This window comes from uncultured Hymenobacter sp., from assembly GCF_964243305.1.
Lineage (GTDB): Bacteria > Bacteroidota > Bacteroidia > Cytophagales > Hymenobacteraceae > Hymenobacter.
In genome coordinates this window covers 18,949-43,252 of sequence record NZ_CAXTEF010000035.1, presented here as the reverse complement: position 1 = coordinate 43,252, position 24,304 = coordinate 18,949, and the positions used below count along the sequence as shown (strand labels likewise).

The window sequence follows — 24,304 nt, the reverse complement described above, 5'->3', positions numbered from 1 at the left end:
GCTCCCCCTATCTTGCTGCCATGTATTTCCGTCCCGCCACTATCGGTATCCTGCTCACGCTCGGCTTGTTAAATGCCTGTCAGATGACCAAGCCCACCGCCCCAAATTCCCTACCCCCCCCGGCCGCCGCAACCGCCGCCGCCCCCGCCGACCCCAACGCCCCGCTCTACCAGTCGGCGGCCTTCACGCTCTACGCCGACCGCCTCGTGCAGGGCCCGCACACGGCGCGGGCCGTCTCGCGCACCCAGCTCACCTCCGATTATAAGAGCCCGGCCAACGCCTTCCAGAGCCCGCAGGTCAACTTCAAGTTCAGCCTCAACGGCAAGGACAACGAGATGCCGCCCGGCCAGGACCACGTGTTCATGGCCCTACCCACTACCCAAAATGGGGCGCCGGGCGCCACCCTCGAAACGCCCGTTATCGTCTTCGGCCGGCCATTCGTGGACCGCCGCCCGGTGCCAGCCAACACGTTTCTGGCGCCCAACACGCCGCTGCGCATCCGCCTCGATATGCGCCCCGTACTCGCCGCGTTCCAAAAGCAGGGCTTCTACCAGCTTTATAATGGCCAAAAGCTCTACCAGGCCGATTTCAAGCACGTGTTCGTGGCCGGCAACACCACGCCGCTGAGCTGGGATTTCGACAACCTCATCAACAAGCCGCAGCTAGAATTAAAAGACCCCGACGGCAACGGCATCTACGAAGCCATTTTGGTGCTCAACGCCCACTCCGACGCCAAAACCACCGCCGCCGAGTGGCGCCAGACGCTGGATACCAGCGAGTTTCCGCAGTACAGCTCCGGCCACCCGCTGCCCGACGCGCTCTACAACCTGGCCCTGGAAGAAGGCAAAGGCGCTGTCGAAGCCGACGGCACCTTCCGCACCGGCAAGGAGTGGGCCGGCGTCTGGACCCGCGACATCTCCTACTCCATCATCCTAGCCCAGGCCATCTTGCAGCCCGAAGCGGCCAAAACCAGCCTGCTGCGCAAGGTCAAAAACGGCCGCATTATCCAGGACACCGGCACCGGCGGCGCCTACCCCTGCTCCACTGACCGGATGATTTGGGCCGTCGCAGCCTGGGAAATTTACCAGGTGACGGGCGAGGAAAGCTGGCTGAAGCAGGTTTATCCTATTATTAAACAGAGCATTACGGACGATGAGCAGAACGCCTACGACCCGGCCACGGGCCTGGTGCGCGGCGAGTCGTCGTTCCTCGACTGGCGCGAGCAAACCTACCCCAAGTGGATGCAGCCGGTGGACATCTACCAGTCCGAAAACCTGGGTACCAACGCCGTGCATTTCCAAGCCAACCAGGTGCTGACCCAGATGGCCGCGCAGCTAGGCGATACGGCCGTCGCTGCCCACCATCAGCAGTTGGCCGCCACCATCCGCACGGGCATCAACCGGCACCTGTGGCTGCCGGAGGCGGGCCGCTACGCGCAGTATCTGTACGGCCGCACCTTCCCTACCCCCTCGCCCCGCGCCGAAGCCCTCGGCGGCGCCCTGAGCGTGCTCTACGGCGTGGCCGACGCTAGCCGGGCCGATTCGGTGCTGGCCCGCACGCCCGTCATGGACTACGGCATCCCGTGCATCTACCCCCAGATTCCGGGCATCCCGCCCTACCATAATAACGCCGTCTGGCCCTTCGTGCAGAGCTTCTGGGGCCTGGCCGCCGCGCAAGTGGGCTACGAAAAAGCCTTTCTGCATAGCCTGGCCACGGTATACCGCCCAGCGGCCTTATTTCTGACCAATAAGGAAAACTTCGTGGCCAGCAACGGCGACTTTGCCGGCACGCAGGTAAATTCCAGCAACATGCTCTGGAGCCTGTCGGGCAGCCTGGGCCTAGTTTATAAAGGCTTGTTCGGGATGCAGTTCGAGCCCGACCGGCTGGTGTTCCGCCCCTTTGTGCCGCAGGCGCTGCGCGGCACCCGCCACCTCACCAACTTCAAGTACCGCGGCGCCGTGCTCAACATCGAGTTGAGCGGCTTTGGCCGCAGCATCTGGAGCATTACCCTCGACGGCCGGCCCCTGCCCGATGCCGCCGTGCCCGCCACGCTCACCGGCCTCCACGAGCTGGTCATTCAGCTGGATAATCAGCTCCCTACCCCCCGCCCCGTCAACCAAGTCGCCCACCACGTCTCGCCCATGACGCCGGCCGTCAGCTACACCAAAGGCCGCCTGAGCTGGGCGCCGGTCGAGGGCGCCCAGGCCTACCAGGTGCTGCGCAACGGCCAGTTTGCGGCCCGCACCACCCAACCAACTTTTGACGTGCCGGTGCCCACCGGCTACACCGAGTATCAAGTACTGGCCGTTGATAAAGATGGCTACGAAGGCTTCGCCAGCGAGCCGCTGCCCGTGGATGCTGGCAAGCTGCGGCAGCAAATCGAGCTGGCCGACCGCGCCAGCAAATCGGCCCTACCCTACCAGGGCGCCACCGGCCTGGGCTTCCTCGAAATCAGCACCACGCGCCACAAAACGCTGACCGTGAAGGTGCCGGTGCCGGCCGCCGGCCGCTACGCCGTGGACTTTCGCTACGCCAACGGCAACGGCCCTATTAACACGAGCAACAAATGCGCCTTCCGCACCCTGCGCGACGCGGCCGGCCGGCAGCTGGGCACCGCCGTCTTTCCGCAGCGCGGCGTCGATGAGTGGTCGGACTGGGGCTTCTCGAATCCGATTGTGGTTAGCCTGCCCAAGGGTGTTCAAACGCTCACGCTGGCCTACGAGCCGGCCAACGAGAACATGAACGGCGAAGTGAACCAGGCCATGCTGGACTACGTGCGGCTGACGCAGGTAGAATAAGTTAAAAGTTGAGAGTTAAAAGGTAGAATCCCTACCCCCTCTCTTGGTTTTAAGCCAGACGAGGGGGTAGGGATTCTACCTTTCAACTCTCAACCTTTAACTGACTGCTACACGCCCAGCAGCAGCAGCGCCGGGTCTTCGAGCAATTCTTTCACGCGCACCAGGAAGCTGACCGACTCGCGGCCGTCGATGATGCGGTGGTCGTAGCTCAGGGCCAAATACATCATGGGGCGGATAACAACCTGCCCGTCTTCAGCCACCGGGCGCGGCACGATGTTATGCATCCCCAGAATGGCCGACTGCGGGGCGTTGATAATCGGCGTGCTCATCATCGAGCCGAAAATGCCGCCGTTGGTGATGGTGAACGTGCCGCCGGTCATCTGCTCGATAGTGAGCTTGTTGTCGCGGGCCAGGCCGGCCAGGCGCACCACTTCCTTCTCCACGCCCTCGAAGCTAAGCTGTTCAGCATTGCGAATGACGGGCACCACGAGGCCCTTGGGCGCCGAGACGGCGATGCTGATATCGCAGAAGTCGGAATAGACGATTTCGCCGTTGTCGAGCTGCGCGTTCACGGCCGGAAACTCCTGCAAGGCCACGCACACGGCCTTGGTGAAGAAGGACATAAAGCCCAGCCCTACCCCCTTCTTTTCCTTGAAGCGGTCCTTGAACTTGGCGCGCAAGTCCATGATGGGCTGCATGTTGACCTCGTTGAAGGTCGTGAGCATGGCCGTTTCGTTCTTCACCGAAACCAGGCGGCGCGCCACGGTCTTGCGCAGGTTCGACATCTTCTCGCGCCGCGTGTTGCGGCTGCCGCCGGCTGGCTGCGGCGCGCTGGCCGCGGCCGGTTGCGTGCCAGCAGGCGCCGCGACGGCCGGAGCCGCGCTCGGCGTGGGCGCGGGAGTTGGCGCAGTTGGGGCAGGAACTGGCGCGGCGGCTGGCTGAGCCCGCGCGTTTTGCGCGTCTTCCTTGGTGATGCGGCCGTCGCGGCCCGTGCCGGCTACGTTGGCGGCGTCGATGCCCTTTTCGCCCAGAATCTTGCCCGCGGCCGGCGACGGCACGCCCGTGGTATAAGTGGCCGCGCCGCTGCTGGCGGGCTGGGCCAGGGCTGCCGTTGGCGCCGCCGCTGTAGCTGCTGGCGCCGGTGCCGCTGCTGGCGCGGTCGCCGGGGCCGCCGAATCCCTACCCCCCTCGATGCGCGCGATGACCGCGCCAATGCCGATAGTCTCACCTTCCTTCACCGCGTGGCGCAGCGTGCCGGCGGCTTCGGCGGGCAGCTCAAACGTGGCCTTATCCGATTCTAGCTCGGCAATTACCTCGTCGCGGCTCACCTGGGCGCCATCGGGCTTGAGCCACTTGGCTACCGTCACTTCCGTGATAGATTCGCCCACGGCGGGAATCTTCATTTCCATTGCCGCACTGCTATCCACACCGTTGGGACTAGCCGCCGGGGCATTGGCCGCCGAGGTGGGGGTAGGCGGGGCGCCGACGGGCGCGCCGGGCGTATCGGCGGCGGGCGCCGGGCGGCCGGCCGGGGTGCCGCCGTAGCCGGACTGGTCGCTGATTTCAGGATTTTGCTCGCCCTGGCTCACCGGGTCGTTGCTGGCGGCGGCTGGAACAGCGGCTGCCGGCGCAGCGGCTGCTTGCGGAGCCGAAGTTGCCGGCGCAGCCCCATCCGCCGCGCCGTCCAGCTCGGCAATCACGGTGCCGATGCCGATGGTTTCGCCCTCCGCCACTCGGATTTTCAGCGTGCCGGCGGCTTCGGCGGGCAGCTCAAAGGTGGCTTTGTCGGATTCCAGCTCGGCAATTACTTCATCGCGCTGCACGGCCTCGCCGTCCTTTTTGAGCCACTTGGCGATGGTGACTTCAGTGATGGATTCGCCAACGGCGGGGATTTTAATTTCGAGGGCCATAAGATGGGGATGCGCAAGAAGTAAGCGTGAGAATTAGTCCAGGAAAGCAAGCGCCAGCGGGCGCAGCTTGTCGCGGAATCGGTAAGTCATGTTCAACAAGTCTGCGGACGTATAGCTCGGCGCGTCGTCGGTGTCGTAGCGCCAATCGACTGCGAAAGCATTTAATATGGTTGCTGCTGACACATCGTCGCCGTCGAAGGTGATACGCGCCGACAGCATAGTCGCTAAGCTGGTCAAGTCATGAATGAAAGGCGAAGGCAGCTGATTTAAAAGCAAAACCGCTTTTAAATACTTTTCGACCGCCTGTTGACAGCTGAATCCAATGCTCTCATAAAGGTGCGGCGAATTCTGCAGCAACGATTCCGCAGTTTCTATATCGCGGTCAGCAATCCGCAGGAATGTGGCTACCCGGCGTTGGGCAGGTGTGCTAGGCTGCATATAAAGTTCGTCCTTTTTCCACTGCTTCGGCTTCAACGGTATAGATATCAGCCACTGCCTGGGCCAATTCCTGCGGGGTACGGATGAGTATATCCATTGGGGGCATTTCTCCTCCCCAAAGCAGATGACGCACCGTTAGGAGACGTTCAATTCGCCTTGGTTCAGCGTTTTGCTTAATAACCAGCAAGTCCAAATCCGAGTCTTCCGTGGGCGTGCCGTAGGCATACGAGCCGAAGAGGATAATCCGGTCCGGCTGGTAGCCTTCGACGATGCGCGCCACAACAGCCTGAATCTGGGCTTCGCTGATCATGAGGGGGGTAGGGAATTGGTTAAACTTAAATCGTGGGATACGGCCCGGCGCCAGCCGCCAAAGCTAAAGCGGGCCGCAGCCAATTGCGCAGCTGCCGGGCCAGCTCCAGCAGCTCTAGCGCGGGCGGTTCGGTTTCATCTTCCGTGGGATAACGGGTAAGCGTACTGAAAGGGTTGAGCAAGCGGGCCGCGTCGTACTGCGCGTCGGGCACCGGCAGCACCGAATTTAGCTCATCCAGCAATACGCGCAGATTGTGCGTGTGCGGCGGGCGAATTTCGTAGCTAACCAGCGCAGCCTTAATGTATTTCTCCGCGGCCTGCTGGCAATGGTAAGCCAAACTGTCGAAATGGTAGGGGTTAGAAACAATATCCTCCGCCAACGCCAGGTCTTTATCGGCTTTGCGCAGCCACTTCACCACCCAGCGCTTGGTCTCGTCGTCAAGCTGCGGCATATAGCTCCCGGCCGTTTTGTAGAGCAAATGCTTCTATCCCATACCGGCCCCGACTGTAGCGCCGAGCTTCTTCGGAGTTCACCACCACCACGTCCATCGCGGGAGCTTTGCTGCGAACGAACAGTTTCTCTATCGCCGCCATACGCTCCCACACCGGACGCTTTTCTCCCCCTTTCACGACTAGCAAGTCCAGGTCCGAGTCCTCGGTGGGCGTGCCGTAGGCGTACGAGCCGAAGAGGATAATCCTATCCGGCTGGTAGCCTTCGACGATGCGCGCCACGATGGCTTGAATCTGGGCTTCGCTGATCATGGGGGGGGTAGGGAATTACTCCTGCTTCTTGGCCGACTCCGCGACGGCCTTGATGTTCTCATCCGCCACGGCCTCTTTGGGCTTGTCGAAGGCGCGGGCTACCAGCTCCTTTTGCTCCTTGACGTGCACCTTGTTGTAACCGGTGGCCGGCGAGGCCGAGGGCTTGCGCGCAATCACGTCTTCCAGCTCGCGGCGCATGAAGCGCAGCAGGTAGTTCCAGTAGCCCATATTCTCGGGCTCTTCCTGGGTCCAGAACAGCCTGGCTTTGGGGTACTTGGCCAGCTCAGCAGCCAGCTGCTTCTGCGGGAAGGGGTGCAGCTGCTCCAGGCGGATGATGGCTACGTCGCGGCGGTCGGAGGCGCGCTGCTCTTCGAGCAAATCAAAGTAGACTTTGCCCGAGCACAGCAGCACACGCTTCACCTTCTTGGCCTCGGCGAAGTCGTCGCCGAGCACTTCGCGGAAGCGCCCGCTGGTGAACTCCTCGACCGGCGAGACGCACAGCGGATGGCGCAGCATCGACTTGGGCGACATCACGATGAGCGGCTTGCGGAATTCCCAGGTCAGCTGCCGGCGCAGGGCGTGGAAGAAGTTGGCCGGCGTGGTCATATTAGCGACCACAATATTATTTTCTGCGGCCAGCTGCAAAAACCGCTCGGGGCGGGCGTTGGAGTGCTCCGGACCTTGGCCTTCGTAGCCGTGGGGCAGGAGCATTACCAGGCCGTTCATGCGTTGCCACTTGCTTTCGCTGCTCACCACAAACTGGTCAATCATAGTCTGCGCGCCGTTGGCGAAGTCGCCAAACTGCGCCTCCCACACCACGAGCGCCGTCGGATTCGCCATCGCGTAGCCGAATTCAAAGCCCAGTACCGCGTACTCGCTCAGCAGAGAATTGAAGATGCGCAGCTCCTCGTGCTCGCCGGCCAGGTTATTCAGCGAGTTATAGGGCGCCGACGTTTCGGCGTCGTGCAGCACGGCGTGGCGGTGCGAGAACGTGCCGCGCTGGCAGTCCTGCCCGCTCACGCGCACGATGTGCTTTTCGAGCAGCAAGGAGCCGTAGGCCAGCAGCTCGCCGGCGGCCCAGTTCAGCACCTTGGTTTCAAAGAACATCTTGCGGCGCTCCTTGAGCAGGTTGTCAATCTGCTTGATGGGCCGAAAGCCCTCGGGAATCGTGGTCAGCGCCTGCGCCACTCGCTCCACGGCCTCGGCGCTGATGCCAGTTTCGGGCGATAGGTCGAAGTCCTCATTCCTAGAGCGGCGCAGGCTACGCCACTCGTTTTCCAGCGCCTGGTATTTATAAGGCAGCGGCTTCTGCTTCACCAAATCCAGCCGCTCTTGCAGCATGTCGCGGAACTCCTTGTCCATCTGCCCGGCCAGCTCGGCATCCACGTCGCCGCGCTGCACGAGCGTAGCGTTGTACACCTCGCGCGGGTTCTGGTGCTTCGAGATAATATTATACAGCGTGGGCTGCGTGAATTTGGGCTCGTCCGACTCATTGTGGCCGTGGCGGCGGTAGCACACCATATCAATGAAGATGTCGGCGTGAAACTGCTGGCGGTACTCGGTGGCCAGTTGCACGGCAAACACCACGGCCTCGGGGTCGTCGCCGTTCACGTGCACGACTGGCGCATCGATAATCTTGGCCAAATCGGTGCAGTAGATGCTGGAGCGCGCGTCCTCAAAGTCAGTGGTAAAGCCAACCTGATTGTTAATCACGAAGTGCACCGTGCCGCCGGTTTTGTAGCCTTCCAGCAGCGACATCTGGGTCAGCTCATACCCGATGCCCTGCCCGGCCAAGGCCGCGTCGCCGTGAATCAGAATGGGCAGAATTTGGTGGTAGTCGCCGCCGTAGCCGTGCTCCATCTTGGCCCGCACGAAGCCTTCGACCACCGGGTTCACCGCCTCCAGGTGCGAGGGGTTAGGCGCCAGCTTCAAGTTAACCTTTTGTCCGCCAGCAGCTTCCACTTCGGAGCTGTAGCCCATGTGGTACTTCACATCGCCGTCGCCCATCGTCAGGTCGGGCACGGCGGTGCCCTCAAACTCCGAGAAAATCTGCTCGTAGGTTTTGCCCATGATGTTGGCCAGCACGTTGAGGCGCCCGCGGTGCGCCATGCCAATCATCACCTCTTTCACGCCCAGCTCGGCGCCCTTGCCGATAATAGCGTCCAGCGCCGGGATGGTGGTTTCGCCGCCTTCGAGCGAAAACCGCTTCTGCCCCAGAAACTTGGTGTGCAGGAAATTCTCGAACACCACGGCCTCGTTCAACTTCTTGAGAATGCGCTTCTTATACTCCACTCCCGGATTGAACGCCAGCGAGTCGCGCTCGACTTTCTCCTGAAACCAGTCCAGAATCTGCGGGTCGCGGATGTACTTATACTCGAAGCCGATGCTGCGGGTGTAGATTTTCTCCAGCGCCGTCACAATGTCGCACAGCGTCGAACTCTCACCCAAACCCAGCTCGGCACCCTGCCGCGAAGTCAGGTCCAGGTCGGCCTCGCTCAGGCCGAAATCGGCCAGGTCCAGCCGCGCCTTGCGGTCTTTGCGCTCACGCACGGGGTTGGTGCTGGCCCGCAAGTGACCGCGGCTGCGGAAAGCATGAATCAGGTTGCGGACGGCCGCTTCCTTATCGGTGGCGGCCTCGCCCTGCGCCAGGCCCGGCGCGTTGTTCGTCGACGCGGATGTGTTCAGCACGCCGTAGTCGTCGGGCTGCGGCTGTTCGCTGCTGCCGGGCACCTTGGGAGCGGCAGGTGCCGCTTTAGCCGCGTCGTTAGCGTTACTGTTTGCCGGCGCAGCGCCGTTAGTGCTGCCGTTCAGGGGCGTGGCGCCGTCTTCCGGAAACTGCTGGGAGAAATCGAAGCCCTCAAAAAACTTGCGCCAGCCGAAATCAACCGATTCCGGGTTTTGCTGGTAAGCCTGGTAAAGCGACTCAATGGCCGCGGCATCCGCGTTGGCGAGGTAAGAATACGTGTCCATAGGTGTAGCAAGTGCAGCAGCTTGGTGAGGCTGCGTAAAAGTAATACGCTTGTCAGACAAGCAAAAACTTGTATTCGCCTGAACAAATTTGCTTGACGCTCAGCCATCTTCCTAACAAAGGCTAGTTAAGGGTGGCTAGTACGATAGCTAATCTACCTGTTTCAACGAAAAGTCGCTGGGCCAGCTCATACGGAGCATCCGAGAACGAAACGGTTTTCGTCGGGCCGCTTCATAGGCTTTAAACCTGATAAAATGTGCTGTTTTCCAGTTTCGCAATCTATAAACTTTCGCTTACGCATTACTATCTCTTCCCTTTAAAGTAACATTTTATTGCATAATTCAGACCCCCAAAACTTATCTATTTAGCTCATTGTTAGTGTTTTTCGTCTTTTTGAAGAATTGGCGCTTGCCCAAGCTGCCGGGCTGAAACGGCAGTAGTACGAACCACTATTTGATGATTAATGCCCGCCTCTTTTTAGACGCGCTCGTAGCCGTTACGGCCCTGACTACCTCCCTTCTAATCCCTACCCCCTCTCCCCAGCTACTAAGCTTATCAGGGTTTATTCATCCGGCTAAGGCAACTAGGCGGCCAGCCAAATCGACGGCGGTGAAGAGCTACTCCATCAGCCACAAGCGGCCATTGGTAATTGGCCGCATTTTTACCGTGACAGCCACTACCTACCAGGCTGTGCCGGGCCAGACGGACGCCGAGCCGTTCGTGACGGCCGACAACTCGCGCATCAAGCCGCACTATGGTAGCAAAAAACGCTGGCTGGCCCTCTCCAACGACTTGCTCAAGCGCTGGGGCGGCCATTTTGACTACGGCGACCAAGTACGCGTGCGCGGCATTTCGCCGGAGCTTGACGGCATCTATACCGTGCACGACACGATGAACCGCCGCCACCGCCGCTGCCTCGATGTGCTGACGCATCCGAGCGAGAAAATTAACATTCTCACTAAAGGCGTTACAATACAAAGGGTAAGCCTTTGATTTACTGATTCTTCCTGCGCAGGCCTGCCCCTACCTCCCGTTCGCGAGGAAGGAGGCCGAACGAAGTTTCACGTGACTATACCCGTAAAAAGCCCGCTTCCTTAAATTTAAGGACAGCGGGCTTTTAAGTTTTAAAAAGCGGTTTGGGAGTGGCATTCCGTCGCCTCCATCGTAAAGGAGAAGCTGGAGATTTAACCTATGGCAGCTTCATCTTGAACGTGCGGTACATTGTGCCGGGCAGCCCTACCCCCTTGTTCCAGGTCGGGCCGTTCTGAATAGCAGAGGCCGTGACGTAGAGCGTGTTATCGGCGCCCCAGGCGTAGGTGTCGGGCCAGAGCAGGCGGTCTTCCTTGACCAGCGTGGTGAGCTTGCCGTCGGGACTGCGGCGCACGAGCGCGTCTTGCTCGAAGGCCGTGAAGTAGACATTGTTCTGGGCGTCGATTTCCAGGCCGTCGGTGGCGGGCACCTCACCCAGGTTTTCGACCTGCTGGCCCAGCTGCGCCTCGCTCAGGGCGGGGTTGCGCAGGGCCTCGGTCTTGATGCGGTAGAGGTGGTGAGCCGTGATGGGCTGGTAATAGAGGTATTGGCCGTCGCGGCTCAAGGCGATGCCGTCGCTGTTCACCATCATCGGCTTGCCCTTCGCATCAATCATCTCGTGGGTGCCGCTGGCTTTCAGAATCAACCCTTTTTCGGCCTTCACCGAGGGGTGCTTGGTGAGCAGGCGGCGGCCCTTCTGGGTTTTCAAATCCATCACGATGATGCCGCCCTGGCTCGATTCCGTTAGATAAGCTATTTGCTTGTCGGTGTCGATGCGCACGTCGTTGAGGTAGGACTTGGCCGGCGCCAGGTCGGGGCCAAACGAGATGTTCTTGACTACCTGATTGGTTTTGGGGTCGATGCAGACCAGCTTGGGGCCGCCGGCCACGATAAACTTCATGCCCGGCGCGGCCGGGTCGAGCACCCACAGCAGGCCGGTTTTATCCACGATAATGGCCTGCGGGCAAATCCAGTGGTGCTGGGGGTCGGTCTTCACCGAGTCGTTCCAAGTGCACCAGCTCGCGTTGGGGTAGGGCTTGACTGAGCGGCCATCGGCGCTGAACTCCGCCACGGGGTTCACCGGGTTGTGGTCCCAGCGCGGGAAGGTGCCGAACTTGCGGCCGTCGCCGGTCACGGCCAGCGCCACCATCTGCGGCTCGGCGATTTCAGTCACCACTTGCAGCGGTGAATTGGCCGGCGCGGCACCGTTATCGCCGGCACCGGCGGCCGGGGTTTCGGATGTGGCGCCCGGCGCGGCGGCGGTACCGTCGGTTTTGGTTTGGGAGCAGGCGGCGCTCAGGCCCAGCAGCAGGGCCAGCGCCGGCGCGGTCCAGCGCCGGGAGGGGGGTAGGGAAATCATAGAAGCTGAGTAGGTGAAAGGAGAATGGGGTAAAACAGAAAAGCCGGCTCCCTGCGAAGCCGGCTTTTGCATACGGCCTGCTTGGCCGGATGGTAAAAACAGGCCGCTGAAAGTGGCTGGCCTTTCCCTACCCCCCCTGCGCCAGTGGAAGCCCGGTGGCGGGCCGCGGCTGACCGTCGGCATCATAGAGCAGGCTCAGCGGGGCGGCGGGGTCGGCCATAATCTGCGGGTAGGTCAGGCCCCAGCGCTGGGTCAGCTCAGCCAGGGCCTGGGCGTAGGCCGGGTTTTCCCAGGGGTTGAAGATGGCGCCGGCCACGTCGTCAATCAGGGCATCGAACACGAGGTGCGTATCGCCGGGCCGGGGCGGGCGCGGGTAAATGTCGGGCACGACGTGCAGCAGGTGCGCCGCGTAATACACCCGCGCCTTGAACTCGGCCACCTGCGCCGGGTGCAGCGGGCGCTGCGCATCCGCATACACCTGGCGCATGGCCTGCCCAATCAGCCCGGTATCGACCAGGCAGGCGACGAGCACGGTTTTATCAAGCTTGATGCTGAATACCAGCGTGTTCAGGTCGTCGTCGTACTCAAAGGCGGGCTGCTCAAACTGCGCGTCGGCTTCGAGCACGAACACCGAGCCGGGCACGAAATCGGCGTACTCGGCGGGCACGCGCAGGCCTTGCAGCAGCTGAAAAAACGTGCGGAAGCGCCGGAGCAAAGCTGCGTTTTCCGACAGCGGATATTTGGGCATGATGAGCGGCTCGCGCTCATTAAGTAGCTCGGTGATGAAGATGCCGTAGAACATCTTGCCCAGCCACAAAAACAGCGTTTCGTCGCCTAGCGCCCGCACGGCGGCGGGCCCCTGCGCCGCCGCGGCGGCCACCTGCACTTCCAGGGCCAGCAGGCGCGGGCGCACGGCTGGGCTCACCGGCAGGGTTAGCTCCCGCAGGGCCACCGTGCGCTGGTCGAGCAGTTGAATGGGCCGCTCGGCCAAGTTGTAGCGCGCTTGCAGCCAGTCGGCAAACACGGGCAGCGCGTCGGCCGGTGCCACGGGCACGCCGCTCAGAAAGCAGCGCGCCGGGCCGAAGCGCATGTTCTCAAACGGGTCGTAGGACAGCAGGTCGGCGGTGGTAGGGCTCATAGGCCGCAAAAGTAGCTTTTCAATTCCCTACCCCCTCGCTTAGCGCGAAAGCCCCGAGCCGGCCTTGAGGAGCAGCTTGCTCAGGTTTTGGAGGGGCGCGGTGTAGTCGTTGGCGGCTTCCTCGGCTACTTTGGCGGTTTCGGCGCCGAGGCTGGCCAGGGTTTCGGCCAGGTCGTGCGACTGGGTTTCGGGGTCACCGAGCTGCTCGCGCAGCAGGCGCAGCTCCTGCGTGATTTTGGCCAGGCCAGTGCGCTCGGTGGCGGCCAGCACGGCTTCCCAGCGGTCAATTTCGGCCGTGGCGTGGGCACCGTCCTTGCCCTTGGTCGGCAGGCCGGCGCCGAGCAGGGTCAGCGTGTCGTCGAGCAGGGCGGAGGTTTGGTTATCGCTAACGGTCAGGGGCACAGAGGGCGTAGGCGTGCTTTGGGGCGTGGTGGCGGTGGAATCCATAAGGAGAGAAGAAAATGGGAATGTGCCCCGCTATACTTGGCCCGCCCCGGAAAAGTTAGCTCAGCCGCGCCGGGCCCCGTTGGCGCGCCGGGTTACGTTTCTCTGTTTTCCTCATTAAGCTCAACTTCTCCTTACTTTTTATCTGCTTATGAAATTGTTCGCCAAAACGCTGGCTGTCGCCGCTCTGACTCTGGGCGCCGTGGCCTGCTCGCCCAGCACCGACACCAACAGCACCACCACCTCGGCCGCAGACCCCGCCACCGCCGCCAACGAAGCCCGCGCCGACAGTATGCTGGCCCCGGCCACCGAGCCCGCCGAGAGCCGCCTCAACGTAGCCGATAAAGTCGAAACCAACTCCCCCACCGGCGGCAAGCCCAGCGGGGGCGACCCGTCCCAGTAAGTCAGTCCTGCCACTCTTTCTTCTGCAAAAAAGGCCCGCCCCCGCAATGGGGCGGGTTTTTTGTTTTTGCTTAAACCAAGCTGCCGTGCCACCGCACGCCTCAGCTGCCAGCTACTTCCAGCAGCACCTGGTAGTAGGGGCGGCCTTCGGAACGGGCGCGCAGCCAGGCAAAAAAGCTCTGCGATTGCAGGTCTTCGCTCTCGACGGGGGGTAGGGCCGGCATCTGGCGCAGGCGCTGCCGAAACGCGGCCTGCGCGGCCACGGCCGGATTTTCGAGGATTTCGCGCACCAGGCGCAGGTAGTCGAGCACGTAGCGGTAGGCGCCGCCGGCCGGCGCGGCGGGCAGGCCATCGGCGGTAGCCTCCTGGGCCGGGAACCGCTCCGTGAGCAGCTGCTTGAGGTAGTGCAGGCGCCCCAGCGCGTGCTCGGCGTTGCCCAGCTCGAACTGAATGAGGATTTCGCCCATCGTCTTCTTGAGCAGCCACTCCAGGCCCAGGTGCTGCTCCAGCCAGTAGTCGGTGCGGTCGAGCTGAATAAGGCTTTGGTTGGCTTTGGCGAATTGATTTTCGGCAAACTGATGGAAGGCCAGCTGGAGGCGGGCGGTCAGCTCATCGGCTTCGGAGAGCGGCGGGCGGGCGCGCAGCGCCTGCTCCAACAGGTTGATGCTGTCGGCGTTGCGGCGCAGAAAGGCGTAGTTGGCGGCCAGCAGGAACGTGAAGCGCGGCCCCAGCCCGGCCGCCGCCCGGCCGGGAGCCGCCGCCAGCAGCTGCCGCCCCTGCTTCAGGTACGTCACCGAGTCGGCGAAGCGCCGGGCCCGGTACAGGGCGTGGGCCAGCATGTAGAGCAGCCGCAGCTGGTAGCCCTGCTGGGCCGGCGCGAAGCCGTGGCGCCGCTCCATGAGCCGGTAGCAGCGCTCGATGAAGGGCGCAAACGAGACAAAGTCGCGCCGCACCAGCATGGCCGAGCGGGCGATGCTCATGAGCCGGCACAGCAGCGAGGGCGAGCGGGCGAAGGCTTCGCGCAGGTCATATTCCTTCAGAATATCCTGCATGATGGCATCGAAGGGCACGGCGGCCCGGCCCTTGGTGCGGGCCTCGCGCAGGCGCAGGCGCAGCAGGCTGTCGGCGATGCCCGCGCGCTCTTCTTCGTCGGCGGCTTTCTTATTGAGGTGGCGCCGCCGGATGATGTCTTCCAGCGGTGGGGCGTGGGGCGAATCGGCGAACTGAATCTGGAGGTTGTAGACCGCGTTCAGCGGCTCATACTGCTCGTTGGCCAGGGCCAGCTTTTCGGCTTTGCGCAGCAGGCCCCAGGCCAGGCGGGGCACGCCCGCGTCGAGCAGGTACTGAGCCAGTGTGAGCTGCCCGCGCACGGTGGCGGCGGCCGTCGGGTCGTGCTGGCGCTGGCGCAGCACCAGGTAGTCGGCCAGCTGGCGCAGCAGGCGCTTGCGCAGGGCGTAGTAGGCGGCCGGGTTGGGCGTGTCGGGGTAAAGCTTGGCAATGAGTTGCTCCGGCGAGTAGGCTTTGGGGCGGCGCAGCAACTCATACAGCCGCGAGTCGAGCCGGTCGGGGCGGTTAGGGCTCTGGCGCTGCATAAAGTGCCCAAATTCCCGCTGGTCGTCGGGGCTGAGCGTGGCCAGCGTGGCGCGAAGGTCATCCATAGCGGGCAAGATAACGGCTCAGCTCGCAAGCCCGGCCGTTGGGCCCGGCTGACCGTTCGCGGCGGGTTACCTTTTGCGCCCGCCGGCATTAAGGAGCAGTTTTTACCAACTTCCCCGTTACCCATGAAAATGTCCTTCAAAACCCTGCTCGTCGCCGCTGCTACCCTCGTTACGCTCGGCGCTACCTCGTGCTCGGAAAAGCAAGCCGACAACGCCGCCGCCGCCACTGAGAACGCCGCCGAGAAAACCGGCGATGCCGTTGAGAATGCCGCCGACCAGACCGGCGCGGCCGTCGACAATGCCGCCGACAACGTGAAGGCCGACCTGGCCCGCGAACCCGGCGACACCGCCGTGGTAGTGGACCGCCCCGCCGACAAAGTGGTGGAAGAGACGCCTGCCCGCCAGAACTAAGCCGCGCTACTCCGTTAGCTGCTTACCCGTAAAGCCCCGCTACGCCCGTAGCGGGGCTTTTTGCGTGCATCCGGCACCGGGAGCCGCCTAATTAGTTTGTCAGATTATTTCGATTCAATTTATTGATGATAAGCACGTTACGATGAAATTTTTCTTAATTCAATGTCTGATTAACTCATAAATAGTGTAGCATAGCAACATGCAAAGGGAGACTTTTGGGCTGGATTTACTTTTTCCTACCCCCTACCCCCCTACCCATGATACGCGCGCTACTTTTTCTGCTGCTGGCTCTGTTCTCAGGCGCCGCGGCCCACGCCCAGGCTGTGCTCACCAAAGATGTACTTACCAAAGCAAACGGTGAGGAGCTTTCGGTTAAAGTCGTGGAAATCACGCCTTACGAAATCAAATACAAGCGGGCCGACAATCCCGACGGGCCGCTCATCGTGCTGCGCCGCTCCGACGTATTCATGATTCGCTACGCCAATGGCCTCAAGGAGGTCATAACGCCGGCCCTAAGCCCCGGCGCCGCGGACGCTACCTTGCCGGCCGCGCCCGCTGGAACCGCGGCGCCGGCCGGCGCCGCCGTGCCCGGCGACGAGACGCAGCCCTTCGAGAACATTCACCTCGACGGCCCCCGGCTCGGCTTCACGGTGCTCACGGGTGGCGTGTTGAACAAGGCCCGCGAGGAGCTTGACGACCTGAAGCCGTTTCTGACTCAGTTCGGCTGGCAGTTTGAAACCCGCTTGTTTCGGATGCCCAACGGCGTGTCGGCCGTGGCCGAGTTCGTGCCGCTGCTGGGCGGCCTGGAGCAGGGCAAGTTTATCCCGAGCCTGAGCGGGCTGCTGGGCATCCGCGGCCCCAAGGGCTTCGAGTTCGGGATTGGGCCCAACGTGACGCCGCTCGGCGCCAACCTGGTGCTGGCGCTGGGCACCTCCTACCGCGCCAACGGCATCAACTTTCCGGTCAACCTGGCCGTGGTGCCCGGCAACGGCGGAGCGCGCATCAGCCTGCTGTTTGGCTTCAATGCCCGCAAGTATTAAGGGCGGATTTTCAGGTTCACCGACTTCAAGACCACCTTCCCAATGCGCTTTTCCCTACCCCCCTGCGGCCAGCCAATCGGCCTGGTGCTCAGCCTACTGTTCAGCCTAATGCTGGTCCTGACGAGCCCCGCGCCCGCCCAAACGGCCGCGCCGGCACCCCCGCCTATGCCCGCTACTGATGTCATTCTGCGCCTCGATGGTGAGGAGGTGGCGGGCCGGGTGCTGCTCATCACGCCCACCGAGCTGCGCTACCTGCCCGCGCCGGTGGCCGGCACCCCGGCCGGGGCGGCCACCACGCCCGATACGCTCCGGCTGCCCGTGGCGGCCGTGTTTCTGGTGCGCTACGCCAACGGCACCCGCGAGGTGCTCACCCGCCCCCTGGTGGCCGCGCCCCTGCTTGGCGACGGCCGCCTCGACACGCTGTCGGGCCCGGAGCGACAGCGCCTGGGCCGCTCCGATGCCCGGCGCTATTACCGCGGGCGCAGCGTGTTTTGGGGCTCGGCGGGCGCGTTTTGGCTGGGCGTGCCGGGATTAGTGGGTACGGCCATCGTATCCAGCCGGCCCGTGCCCGCGCCACAGCTGCGGGCGCCGCTGCCCGTTTTGCTGCAAGACTCTGATTATGGCGCCGCCTATCAGCAGCAGGCCAACCGCCTCAAGCGCGGCAAGGCCTGGGCCGGCTACGGCACCGGGGCCGCCATCTTGCTGGGCGCAGTTTACCTGACCTTGCTCAGCGAGCAGCAGTAAGTCAGCAAGCAGCAGTGAGGCGGCCAACGGCGCGGCGGTCAGCATCAGACAGCGGCTAGCCGCTGTCTGTCGGCGGCTGGCCTTGCGTATAGGGGCCATGCGCTACCTTTCCCTCGACCTCGAAACCAGCGGCCCCGACCCGCTGCGCCACCAGGTGCTGGAGCTGGCCGTGGTGGTTGAAGACACCCGGCGTCCGCTTCCGCTGCCGGAGCTGCCCAGCTTCCGGCGCCTGCTGCGCCACCCCGAAATCAGCGGTACGGCCGGCGCCCTGGCCCTGAACGCCCGCCTGCTGGCCGAACTGGCCGCCGCTGGCGAAAAGGGTGCCCCTACCCCTCCCGACCACTGCGCCCCCGCCGACGTGCTGCCCCAGCTGCGTGAGTTTCTGCTCACCCAGGGCTTTCGGCCCGATGCCAAAGGCCGGGTGCGCTTCATTATGGCCGGCAAAAACGTGGCCTCCTACGACCTGCTGTTTCTCAGGCAGCTGCCCGGCTGGGGCAGCCTCGTGCGCTCGGAGCCCGCCACGCTCGACCCGGCGGCCTTCTACCTCAACTGGCATAAGGACTCGCGCCTGCCCAGCCTGAGCATCTGCAAGGCCCGCGCCCAACTCGCCGATACCGATGTGGCCCACGAAGCCCTGGCCGACGCCCTCGACGTGGTGCGGCTACTGCGGCCCTTCTATCAGTTTCCGGTATATCAGCGGGCTCGGGAGGCGGAAGGGGGGTAGGGAGCGCTCCGTTAGCAGTTAAGAGCCTAAGATAGCTGGCAGCCTGAACCCAAATTGCTTCCTGCCCTTGATTGATGGATGCGAGGCGAGCAGAATTACATTTCGGGCAGTTGGCGCCGGCCACCTGCCGCTCCGCGTTCGCCAAGTCAGCCTTGTTTCTGACCAGTAAAAATCCACTGGGAAACCAGGAACGTTATATCTTTAAGCCCTGACTTGCTTAAGCCTTTCATCTTTTACTACCTATTCCCACCCGCATGAAAAAAATTCTTCTCCTAGCGGCCGGGCTCTGCACCAGCATAGCCGCCCAAAGTCAAACGAGCCCACCCCGCAACCTGGTTTGGAGCGACGAATTCAACGGGCCCGTGCTCGACCAAACTAAGTGGACCTACGAAACCGGCACTGGCGTCAACGGCGACTTCGGCACGGGTCAGCTCGACCGCGCCACCGACCGGCCCGAGAACGTGGCCGTCGAGCAGGGCATTGCCGGCGCCGACGGCGGGGCGCTGCGCATCACCACCCGCAGAGAGACGTTCATGGACCGCAACTACACCAGCGGGCGCATCAACACCAAGGACAAGGCCTTCTGGGGCCCCAACCACCGCATCGTGGCGCGGGTCTGGCCCAAGGGCGTGCGCACCCAGGGCCAGGGCTTTGCTTTCTGGATGATGGGCAACGAGCACCCGGCCGGCGTGCAGGAGCTGACCTGGCCCCAGTTGGGCGAAATCGACATTATGGAGTACGTGGGCTCCATCCCCGACCACAACCTGGGCACGGTGCACTACGCCTACCAGTACAACAACAACCAGTACGCCGAATGGAACCACGGCCAGCAAGGGGCTTACTACAACTATGCCGAGCAGCAGCTATCCGACCGGCCGGAAAACATCCGGGTGGACCTGGGCGCGGTTTATAGCGTGAGCCGCGTAAACCTGAACTGGGAAAACAACGGCAAAAGCTACGTCATCGAAACCTCGACCGACGGCACCACCTGGCAGCCCGCCTACAGCACCGCCACCGGCGACGGCGGCACGGACGACGTGACCTTTACGGCGGTCAATGCCCGCTTCGTGCGGATGACGGGCACGCTGCGGGTCAACCAGTACGGCTACTCCCTCTATGAATTTCAAGTGTTCGCGGCCGGCGGCACCACCAACCTGGCGCTCAACAAGCCCGTCACCGCTTCCAGCGTGGAGAACGCGACGCTGCGGCCGGAACTGGCCGTGGATGGCAACGCCCAGACCCGCTGGAGCAGCGGCTTCCGCAACCCGCAGTACCAGGGCGGCGCCGTGGCCGGCACCACTGACCCCAACATCGGGGCCAATGGCTGGCACACCTACGGCATCGACTGGTTCTCGGACCGCATGGAGTTTTTCGTCGATGACAACGTGTACCACATTCACTACTTCAACGACGGCGCGGCCTTCGGCGTGGTAGACAAGGAAAATGAAAACGGCGCGGTGCTGCTCAACGGCAAGAAAGTCGTCAAATCGGAATACTCAAACCTCTTTCCTGAGTGGCACCCGTTCGAGCACAAGATGTACGCCATCCTGAGCGCGGGCGTCGGCGGCAGCAACAACACCTACGGCGGCCCGCTTTCGGCGAGCGCCGCCGTGTTCCCGGCTGATGTCTATATCGACTGGGTGCGGGTGTACTCCAACCAGGTAGCCACCACCACTGCATCGGCCAAGGCCCCGGCCGCGCAGGTAACAAGCTACCCCAACCCGGTCGAGACTACCTGCTACCTCACCAACGTGGCCGAGGAATCGCCGGTGAGCGTCGTGGACGTGACCGGCCGAACCGTGCTGCAAACCAAGGTGAGCGGCCGCGCCGTTGACGTAAGTGCGCTGCGCGCGGGCGTGTATATGCTGCTCATCCAGAATAAGGGTACGTTGCAGCGGCTGAAGGTGAGCAAGCAGTAGGGTCCGGCTTGTTTAGAAAAGCGGTAGGGCAGGGTTTGGAATGGCGTGCGGGCCGCCCGGCAGGCCTACCCCCCAAACTTCCCGTAAGCTGCGCCGTACAAGCTCTACACTACCTCTCACCTACTCTTTTTCACTCATGGACCTCAATCAGAATAACCTCAACGACCAGACTGAACTGAAAGCCCGCGGCAACTGGAACGAGCTGAAAGGCCAGGCCAAGCAGAAGTGGGGCAACCTCACCGATGATGACCTCGACTACGCCGATGGCCGGCAGGATGAGTGGTTTGGCCGCTTGCAAGAAAAGACTGGCCACGCCGTGGAGGACATCAAGAGCTGGTTCAACCGCACGTTCTAAGCTTTTTTAAAGCTAAAAACAAAAGGCGGCCCCGATGGGGCCGCCTTTTGTTTTTGCTGAAGCTGTTTAGGAAGCCGAAAGAACGTCCTGCCGAAAGAACGTCCTGCTGCGCCCCGCGAAGCATCTGGCGTGGGGAAGTAACTCAATCGTCCGGTTCCGTAGATTTTTTCCCGAGCGAGATGCTTCGCTTTGCTCAGCAGGACGTTCTGGCGTGTTTCGGCCGACTTCCTAAACAGCTTCGCTACCAGCTTATCGCAGCCGCTAGTAGTTACCAGACTTGTTCCTCCGGGCGGCGGGCTGCTGTTGCCGGGCACGGTTTGGGCCAGAGCGGGCGCGGCGGCCAATGCCAGCAGGCCCGTCACTCGGTCAGTAGCAGGCTAGGGCCGAAAGGAGCGTAAAGGAGGATTCAAGCGGCAAAAAACAGGATGAAGCCCCAAAAGTAGCCTCTACGCTAAGCCGCCGCGCCCGTCATCATGCCAGCCGCAGCCGGCATCCCTACCCCCGGCCGCTGCCTCAGATAGTCGGTGCCCCAGCCCAGCAGCGCCAGCAGCACCGGCCGCACCTGCTCGCCAGGACCGATGAGGGCATACTCGACCTTGGGCGGCACCTGCTGGTGCACGGTGCGGACTACAAGGCCATCGGCTTCCAGCTCGCGTAGCTCCTGAATCAGCATCTTCTCCGTGATTTCGGGCATCAGCCGGCGCAGTTCGCCGTAGCGGCGGGCGCCGTCGAGCAGCGAGGCCAGAATCAGCAGCTTCCACTTGCCGCCGAGCAGGTTGAGCGTGGCGCGCACCGTACAGATGAGCTTGTCGGGGGTTGCAGGACCGTAGAGAATGGTCGCCTCTTGCTGTTTGGTTAGCTTAGCCATAAATCTTTTCAACCTGAAAGTCAATAATTCTTACTTCAGAGTGCGTACCCTACTTTTTCGTAGGTACTTGCTTTTAGTGAAAGTACGATGGTTACTTTACTCTAACCAAACCCCTTTCGATATGTCAACTCCCAAAAGTATGGTGGTGCTCGGTGCCACCGGCAACATCGGCACGGCGCTCGTGCACAACCTACTGGCCAAAGGCCACCACGTCACGGCCGTGGCCCGGCCCAGCGCCCGGCTGGATGCTCTGACGCAGGCCGGCGCCACGGCCGCCGCCGGCGACCTGTACGATGCCGCCTTCCTCACCGGCGTGTTGCGCGGGGCCGACGCGGCGTTTCTGATGATTCCGCCGCCCGACATGACGGCGCCCGACGTGCTGGGCTTGTACGACCACAACGGCGAACTTATTGCCCAGGCCGTGCGGGATTCGGGCCTCAAGCAGGCCGTGCAGCTGAGCAGCATCGGGGCCGACGCGCCCGCCGGCACCGGCCCGGTGGTGGGCCTGCACCACCAAGAAGCCCGCCTCAATGCCATTGAGGGCCTGCGCGTGGCTTACCTGCGGCCGGCGTACTTCATGGAAAACCTGCTCGCCAACGTGGGCATGATTCAGCACCTGGGCATCGTGGGCTCGGCCATGCGGCCGGAGTTGCCGTCTCCGATGGTGGCTACCAAAGACATCGCCGCCAAAGCCGCGGAGCTGCTCGATGCCGGGGATTTCGATAACCACTCGGTGCACTACCTGCTCGGGCCGCGCAACTACTCGCAGCAGGAGGCGACGGCCGCCATCGGCCAAGCCATTGGCCGCCCGGAGCTGCCCTACGTGCCCTTCTCCTACGAAGACGCCAAGAAAGGCATGATGGGCGCTGGCCTGAGTGAGAGCATGGCTGGCCTCTACATCGAGATGACCCGCAACATAAACGAGGAAGGGGCCATGATAAGCCAGCCGCGCACCGCCGCCAACACCACGCCCACCACGCTAGAAGAGTTTGTGCAAACCGTGTTCGCGCCCGCGTTTAAAGGCGCAACAGCAGGATAGAAAGGAGTTAAGAGTTGAGAGTTAAAAATCCCTACCCCCCTCATCTGCCTTGAAGTCGGATAAGGGGGGTAGGGATTTTTAACTCTCAACTCTTAACTTTCTTTCAGTAGCTCCTCCAGCAGCGCTAGCGCCTCTTCGGCGCGGCCAGTGGGTACGAACAGGTGGTCGTGATAATAGCCAGCCACCGCATTGACAGGCAAGCCGTGGGCAGCCAGGCGGGTGCTGATGCGCGCCAGAAACCCCACCGCTTCGAGGCTGGAATGCACTTGCAGCGTAATGAGCCGGCAGAGGTAAGCGCCTGACAGTCCGGCTGCTGCCGCTTCGGCAGCGGTTATAATTAGCGTCAGCCCTTCCGCCTCCCGGAACGTGCCGAGCGGATTTGTGCCCACTGGCGCGGGGGCGCCGGGCGGCAGCGTGACGAAGACATACTCGTCGGGTCGCAGCACGGGCTGCATGGTTTGCAGCAGGCGGTCGAGGTTGGTTTCGGCAGGCATGGGAGGGTAGGAAACTGGTGGGCGGCTACTGATTTGCTGCCCCGCCGCTGCTCATAAATACTTCTCATATATGCCGGCCGCAATCTTCTCGGTCAGGCTTTTGGGCACGAGGCTGGTGAGGCCGGCGGACACTTTGTTGAGCAGGCCGGGGATGATTTCGGCTTCGCCGGCCAGCAGGCCCGCCACGCCGGCTTCGGCTACGGCGTCGGCGCTCATGGAGACGCGGGCGGCGGTTTTTTGCAGCTCGGCGCCCATGCCGGCGCGGTCGGTAAACCCAGTCTCGGTGGCGCCGGGGCTCAGGCAGGAGACCGATATGGGGCCGTCCTTCAGCTCAAAGCGCAGGCCGCGCGAGAAGCTCAGCAGGAAGGATTTGCTGGCCGCGTAGAGCGTGAGCGAGGGCACGGCCTGGTAAGCGGCTGTGCTGGCCACGTTGAGGATGTATGCCTTGGGCTGGCGGCGCAGCTGCGGCAGCAGCGCGTGGGTGAGGGCCACGGGCAGCAGCATGTTGAGTTGCAGCATGTTCTGCTGCTCGGCCAGGGGCAGCTGCTCGAACCGGCCCCAGAGGCCGTAGCCAGCATTATTAACCAGCACGGCCAGCTCCGGCGCCTGCCGGGCGGCCCAGGCCGCCACGGTCTCGGCGGCGGCGGGCAGGGCCAGGTCAAGAGCCAGAATGTGGGCCTGGTGCTGGTGGCGCTCGCCGATTTCGAGGGCCAGCGCGCGCAACTGGGACTCCGAGCGGGCCACGAGCAGCAGGTCGTAGCCGCGGCGGGCCAGAGTCAGGGCCAGGGCGCGGCCGATGCCGCGCGAGGCGCCGGTAACGAGGGCGTAGGGCATGAGGAAGAAAGAGGAGGGTAGGGAGCTGTGTCAGCCGGGCCGCCGCCGGCCTACCAGCCGAAATAAGGCGCGAGAATGGAAATCAGCAGGCCCACGGCGCCGGCCACGGCCAGCCAGCCAAAAACGCCCCAGCCAGCCAGCAGCAGGCCCACCAAGCCCACGGCCAGCAGCACAATGCCCAGAATGCCGATGAACGTGGTGCCCAGGCCATTTTCGGCCACAGCGGCCGGCGCCGGATTGGCGTGGTGGCGGGTTGGCCGTGGGCGCAGACTGGCGGTCAGCTGCTTATGTTTTTGATTATGTCTCAGCGAGCTGACGGGTTGTGCCACTAAGGCGGCCACGCGCCGCCGTAATTGGAACTGGGGCCGGCCGGCCGGCCGTGGGGCCAGCCGCGCCAGGGCAGGACTGCTGAGGACACTCCCATCTGGCTGACTATGCGCGGACCGGGGCGCAGCGCCGGCAGGCACTGATGCGGCGGGTGGCACGGAAGTAGGAGGCTGAAACTCGAAGGCGGTGCGGGCGCTCTGGCAGCCAGCGCCGGTTAGCAGCAGGAGCAGCAGCAGCCGGATTGGCTGCCAGGGGGGGGTAGGGAATGGCACCATGCAGGCAGGAGGAAAAATCGAAATTAACTTGCTCGTACCGCGGGCGCGGCGTTGCTAC

25 protein-coding genes are annotated in these 24,304 nt (G+C 63.0%); 10 read left to right on the top strand and 15 right to left on the bottom strand.

Annotated elements, in window-relative coordinates; all coding sequences use genetic code 11:
• The first annotated feature begins 20 nt into the window (after positions 1–20).
• On the top strand, positions 21–2,798 hold the full coding sequence (locus ACFE70_RS16590) for a glycogen debranching protein (RefSeq protein WP_375418894.1): 2,778 nt from the start codon (positions 21–23) through the stop codon (positions 2,796–2,798).
• A gap of 107 nt (positions 2,799–2,905) precedes the next feature.
• Here ACFE70_RS16590 and odhB read toward each other — a convergent pair whose 3' ends face one another.
• The 6 genes from odhB to ACFE70_RS16560 are packed head-to-tail and all read right to left on the bottom strand — an operon-like array spanning position 2,906 to position 9,187.
• The gene (gene odhB, locus ACFE70_RS16585) at positions 2,906–4,708 is read right to left on the bottom strand and encodes a 2-oxoglutarate dehydrogenase complex dihydrolipoyllysine-residue succinyltransferase (RefSeq protein ID WP_375418893.1); all 1,803 of its coding nucleotides are present in this window, start codon (positions 4,706–4,708) and stop codon (positions 2,906–2,908) included.
• Positions 4,709–4,741: 33 nt separating this feature from the next.
• The gene (locus ACFE70_RS16580; RefSeq protein ID WP_375418892.1) at positions 4,742–5,182 is read right to left on the bottom strand and encodes a HEPN domain-containing protein; all 441 of its coding nucleotides are present in this window, start codon (positions 5,180–5,182) and stop codon (positions 4,742–4,744) included.
• Positions 5,136–5,456 (bottom strand): nucleotidyltransferase domain-containing protein, encoded by a 321-nt coding sequence (locus ACFE70_RS16575; protein WP_375418891.1) that lies wholly within the window; start codon positions 5,454–5,456, stop codon positions 5,136–5,138. Before ACFE70_RS16575 ends, ACFE70_RS16580 begins: the two co-directional genes overlap by 47 nt.
• Before the next feature lie 25 nt (positions 5,457–5,481).
• Complete coding sequence (locus ACFE70_RS16570) at positions 5,482–5,907, bottom strand: HEPN domain-containing protein (protein WP_375418890.1); 426 nt, start codon at positions 5,905–5,907, stop codon at positions 5,482–5,484.
• Positions 5,894–6,217: a nucleotidyltransferase domain-containing protein gene (locus ACFE70_RS16565; RefSeq protein ID WP_375418889.1), complete on the bottom strand. Its 324-nt coding sequence runs from the start codon at positions 6,215–6,217 to the stop codon at positions 5,894–5,896. The genes ACFE70_RS16570 and ACFE70_RS16565 overlap by 14 nt, the downstream gene beginning before the upstream one ends.
• Positions 6,218–6,232: 15 nt before the next feature.
• Complete coding sequence (locus ACFE70_RS16560) at positions 6,233–9,187, bottom strand: 2-oxoglutarate dehydrogenase E1 component (protein WP_375418888.1); 2,955 nt, start codon at positions 9,185–9,187, stop codon at positions 6,233–6,235.
• A 664-nt stretch (positions 9,188–9,851) separates the two neighbouring features.
• Between ACFE70_RS16560 and ACFE70_RS16555 the strand changes: the two genes are divergently transcribed.
• Positions 9,852–10,178, top strand: coding sequence for a hypothetical protein (locus ACFE70_RS16555; RefSeq protein WP_375418887.1), 327 nt, complete (start codon positions 9,852–9,854; stop codon positions 10,176–10,178).
• Positions 10,179–10,374: 196 nt separating this feature from the next.
• On the opposite strand, the gene ACFE70_RS16550 is transcribed toward ACFE70_RS16555, so the two are convergent.
• From ACFE70_RS16550 to ACFE70_RS16540, 3 genes are all read right to left on the bottom strand, one after another.
• A complete protein-coding gene (locus tag ACFE70_RS16550) occupies positions 10,375–11,574 on the bottom strand; it encodes an SMP-30/gluconolactonase/LRE family protein (RefSeq protein ID WP_375418886.1) in 1,200 nt (399 codons plus the stop codon).
• Positions 11,575–11,701: 127 nt separating this feature from the next.
• On the bottom strand, positions 11,702–12,712 hold the full coding sequence (locus ACFE70_RS16545; protein ID WP_375418885.1) for a hypothetical protein: 1,011 nt from the start codon (positions 12,710–12,712) through the stop codon (positions 11,702–11,704).
• 39 nt (positions 12,713–12,751) lie between these two features.
• Positions 12,752–13,159: a hypothetical protein gene (locus ACFE70_RS16540; protein WP_375418884.1), complete on the bottom strand. Its 408-nt coding sequence runs from the start codon at positions 13,157–13,159 to the stop codon at positions 12,752–12,754.
• Positions 13,160–13,307: 148 nt separating this feature from the next.
• Here ACFE70_RS16540 and ACFE70_RS16535 point away from each other — a divergent pair, with 148 nt between their 5' ends.
• Complete coding sequence (locus ACFE70_RS16535; RefSeq protein WP_375418883.1) at positions 13,308–13,559, top strand: hypothetical protein; 252 nt, start codon at positions 13,308–13,310, stop codon at positions 13,557–13,559.
• A 100-nt stretch (positions 13,560–13,659) separates the two neighbouring features.
• On the opposite strand, the gene ACFE70_RS16530 is transcribed toward ACFE70_RS16535, so the two are convergent.
• The gene (locus ACFE70_RS16530; protein ID WP_375418882.1) at positions 13,660–15,216 is read right to left on the bottom strand and encodes a hypothetical protein; all 1,557 of its coding nucleotides are present in this window, start codon (positions 15,214–15,216) and stop codon (positions 13,660–13,662) included.
• Positions 15,217–15,339: 123 nt separating this feature from the next.
• On the opposite strand from ACFE70_RS16530, the gene ACFE70_RS16525 reads away from it, so the two are divergent.
• The 6 genes from ACFE70_RS16525 to ACFE70_RS16500 all read left to right on the top strand — a co-directional run bounded on the left by ACFE70_RS16525 (position 15,340) and on the right by ACFE70_RS16500 (position 20,409).
• Positions 15,340–15,627, top strand: a complete 288-nt coding sequence (locus ACFE70_RS16525) for a hypothetical protein (RefSeq protein WP_375418881.1) — start codon at positions 15,340–15,342, stop codon at positions 15,625–15,627.
• Positions 15,628–15,884: 257 nt separating this feature from the next.
• Positions 15,885–16,667 (top strand): hypothetical protein, encoded by a 783-nt coding sequence (locus tag ACFE70_RS16520; protein ID WP_375418880.1) that lies wholly within the window; start codon positions 15,885–15,887, stop codon positions 16,665–16,667.
• 42 nt (positions 16,668–16,709) lie between these two features.
• On the top strand, positions 16,710–17,411 hold the full coding sequence (locus tag ACFE70_RS16515; RefSeq protein WP_375418879.1) for a hypothetical protein: 702 nt from the start codon (positions 16,710–16,712) through the stop codon (positions 17,409–17,411).
• A 97-nt stretch (positions 17,412–17,508) separates the two neighbouring features.
• Positions 17,509–18,135: a hypothetical protein gene (locus ACFE70_RS16510; RefSeq protein WP_375418878.1), complete on the top strand. Its 627-nt coding sequence runs from the start codon at positions 17,509–17,511 to the stop codon at positions 18,133–18,135.
• 254 nt (positions 18,136–18,389) lie between these two features.
• Positions 18,390–20,054, top strand: a complete 1,665-nt coding sequence (locus tag ACFE70_RS16505; protein ID WP_375418877.1) for a discoidin domain-containing protein — start codon at positions 18,390–18,392, stop codon at positions 20,052–20,054.
• 136 nt (positions 20,055–20,190) lie between these two features.
• Positions 20,191–20,409: a CsbD family protein gene (locus ACFE70_RS16500; RefSeq protein ID WP_375418876.1), complete on the top strand. Its 219-nt coding sequence runs from the start codon at positions 20,191–20,193 to the stop codon at positions 20,407–20,409.
• Here the strand turns inward: ACFE70_RS16500 and ACFE70_RS16495 are convergent.
• Together ACFE70_RS16495 and ACFE70_RS16490 are read right to left on the bottom strand one after the other, a co-directional pair.
• Positions 20,406–20,771, bottom strand: coding sequence for a hypothetical protein (locus tag ACFE70_RS16495; protein WP_375418875.1), 366 nt, complete (start codon positions 20,769–20,771; stop codon positions 20,406–20,408). The genes ACFE70_RS16500 and ACFE70_RS16495 overlap by 4 nt on opposite strands.
• Positions 20,772–20,860: 89 nt before the next feature.
• A complete protein-coding gene (locus ACFE70_RS16490; protein ID WP_375418874.1) occupies positions 20,861–21,277 on the bottom strand; it encodes a winged helix-turn-helix transcriptional regulator in 417 nt (138 codons plus the stop codon).
• A gap of 121 nt (positions 21,278–21,398) precedes the next feature.
• Here ACFE70_RS16490 and ACFE70_RS16485 point away from each other — a divergent pair, with 121 nt between their 5' ends.
• Positions 21,399–22,316, top strand: coding sequence for an NAD(P)H-binding protein (locus ACFE70_RS16485; RefSeq protein WP_375418873.1), 918 nt, complete (start codon positions 21,399–21,401; stop codon positions 22,314–22,316).
• Between the two features lie 92 nt (positions 22,317–22,408).
• Here ACFE70_RS16485 and ACFE70_RS16480 read toward each other — a convergent pair whose 3' ends face one another.
• The 3 genes from ACFE70_RS16480 to ACFE70_RS16470 are packed head-to-tail and all read right to left on the bottom strand — an operon-like array spanning position 22,409 to position 24,246.
• Complete coding sequence (locus ACFE70_RS16480; protein ID WP_375418872.1) at positions 22,409–22,810, bottom strand: ACT domain-containing protein; 402 nt, start codon at positions 22,808–22,810, stop codon at positions 22,409–22,411.
• A 51-nt stretch (positions 22,811–22,861) separates the two neighbouring features.
• Positions 22,862–23,644: an SDR family NAD(P)-dependent oxidoreductase gene (locus tag ACFE70_RS16475; RefSeq protein ID WP_375418871.1), complete on the bottom strand. Its 783-nt coding sequence runs from the start codon at positions 23,642–23,644 to the stop codon at positions 22,862–22,864.
• Positions 23,645–23,694: 50 nt separating this feature from the next.
• Positions 23,695–24,246, bottom strand: a complete 552-nt coding sequence (locus ACFE70_RS16470; RefSeq protein WP_375418870.1) for a hypothetical protein — start codon at positions 24,244–24,246, stop codon at positions 23,695–23,697.
• Between the last annotated feature and the right edge of the window lie 58 nt (positions 24,247–24,304).

What these genes read in the sequence shown, in the direction of transcription:
- ACFE70_RS16535 (WP_375418883.1), top strand. Translation starts at nt 13,308, where the DNA reads ATGAAATTGTTCGCCAAAACGCTGGCTGTCGCCGCTCTGACTCTGGGC.
- ACFE70_RS16575 (WP_375418891.1), bottom strand. Translation starts at nt 5,456, where the DNA reads ATGATCAGCGAAGCCCAGATTCAGGCTGTTGTGGCGCGCATCGTCGAA.
- ACFE70_RS16485 (WP_375418873.1), top strand. Translation starts at nt 21,399, where the DNA reads ATGTCAACTCCCAAAAGTATGGTGGTGCTCGGTGCCACCGGCAACATC.
- ACFE70_RS16520 (WP_375418880.1), top strand. Translation starts at nt 15,885, where the DNA reads ATGATACGCGCGCTACTTTTTCTGCTGCTGGCTCTGTTCTCAGGCGCC.
- ACFE70_RS16570 (WP_375418890.1), bottom strand. Translation starts at nt 5,907, where the DNA reads ATGCCGCAGCTTGACGACGAGACCAAGCGCTGGGTGGTGAAGTGGCTG.
- ACFE70_RS16525 (WP_375418881.1), top strand. Translation starts at nt 15,340, where the DNA reads ATGAAAATGTCCTTCAAAACCCTGCTCGTCGCCGCTGCTACCCTCGTT.
- ACFE70_RS16475 (WP_375418871.1), bottom strand. Translation starts at nt 23,644, where the DNA reads ATGCCCTACGCCCTCGTTACCGGCGCCTCGCGCGGCATCGGCCGCGCC.
- ACFE70_RS16490 (WP_375418874.1), bottom strand. Translation starts at nt 21,277, where the DNA reads ATGGCTAAGCTAACCAAACAGCAAGAGGCGACCATTCTCTACGGTCCT.
- ACFE70_RS16565 (WP_375418889.1), bottom strand. Translation starts at nt 6,217, where the DNA reads ATGATCAGCGAAGCCCAGATTCAAGCCATCGTGGCGCGCATCGTCGAA.
- ACFE70_RS16505 (WP_375418877.1), top strand. Translation starts at nt 18,390, where the DNA reads ATGAAAAAAATTCTTCTCCTAGCGGCCGGGCTCTGCACCAGCATAGCC.
- ACFE70_RS16560 (WP_375418888.1), bottom strand. Translation starts at nt 9,187, where the DNA reads ATGGACACGTATTCTTACCTCGCCAACGCGGATGCCGCGGCCATTGAG.
- ACFE70_RS16530 (WP_375418882.1), bottom strand. Translation starts at nt 15,216, where the DNA reads ATGGATGACCTTCGCGCCACGCTGGCCACGCTCAGCCCCGACGACCAG.
- ACFE70_RS16510 (WP_375418878.1), top strand. Translation starts at nt 17,509, where the DNA reads ATGCGCTACCTTTCCCTCGACCTCGAAACCAGCGGCCCCGACCCGCTG.
- ACFE70_RS16480 (WP_375418872.1), bottom strand. Translation starts at nt 22,810, where the DNA reads ATGCCTGCCGAAACCAACCTCGACCGCCTGCTGCAAACCATGCAGCCC.
- ACFE70_RS16590 (WP_375418894.1), top strand. Translation starts at nt 21, where the DNA reads ATGTATTTCCGTCCCGCCACTATCGGTATCCTGCTCACGCTCGGCTTG.
- ACFE70_RS16470 (WP_375418870.1), bottom strand. Translation starts at nt 24,246, where the DNA reads ATGGTGCCATTCCCTACCCCCCCCTGGCAGCCAATCCGGCTGCTGCTG.
- ACFE70_RS16545 (WP_375418885.1), bottom strand. Translation starts at nt 12,712, where the DNA reads ATGAGCCCTACCACCGCCGACCTGCTGTCCTACGACCCGTTTGAGAAC.
- ACFE70_RS16515 (WP_375418879.1), top strand. Translation starts at nt 16,710, where the DNA reads ATGCGCTTTTCCCTACCCCCCTGCGGCCAGCCAATCGGCCTGGTGCTC.
- odhB (WP_375418893.1), bottom strand. Translation starts at nt 4,708, where the DNA reads ATGGCCCTCGAAATTAAAATCCCCGCCGTTGGCGAATCCATCACTGAA.
- ACFE70_RS16540 (WP_375418884.1), bottom strand. Translation starts at nt 13,159, where the DNA reads ATGGATTCCACCGCCACCACGCCCCAAAGCACGCCTACGCCCTCTGTG.
- ACFE70_RS16500 (WP_375418876.1), top strand. Translation starts at nt 20,191, where the DNA reads ATGGACCTCAATCAGAATAACCTCAACGACCAGACTGAACTGAAAGCC.
- ACFE70_RS16550 (WP_375418886.1), bottom strand. Translation starts at nt 11,574, where the DNA reads ATGATTTCCCTACCCCCCTCCCGGCGCTGGACCGCGCCGGCGCTGGCC.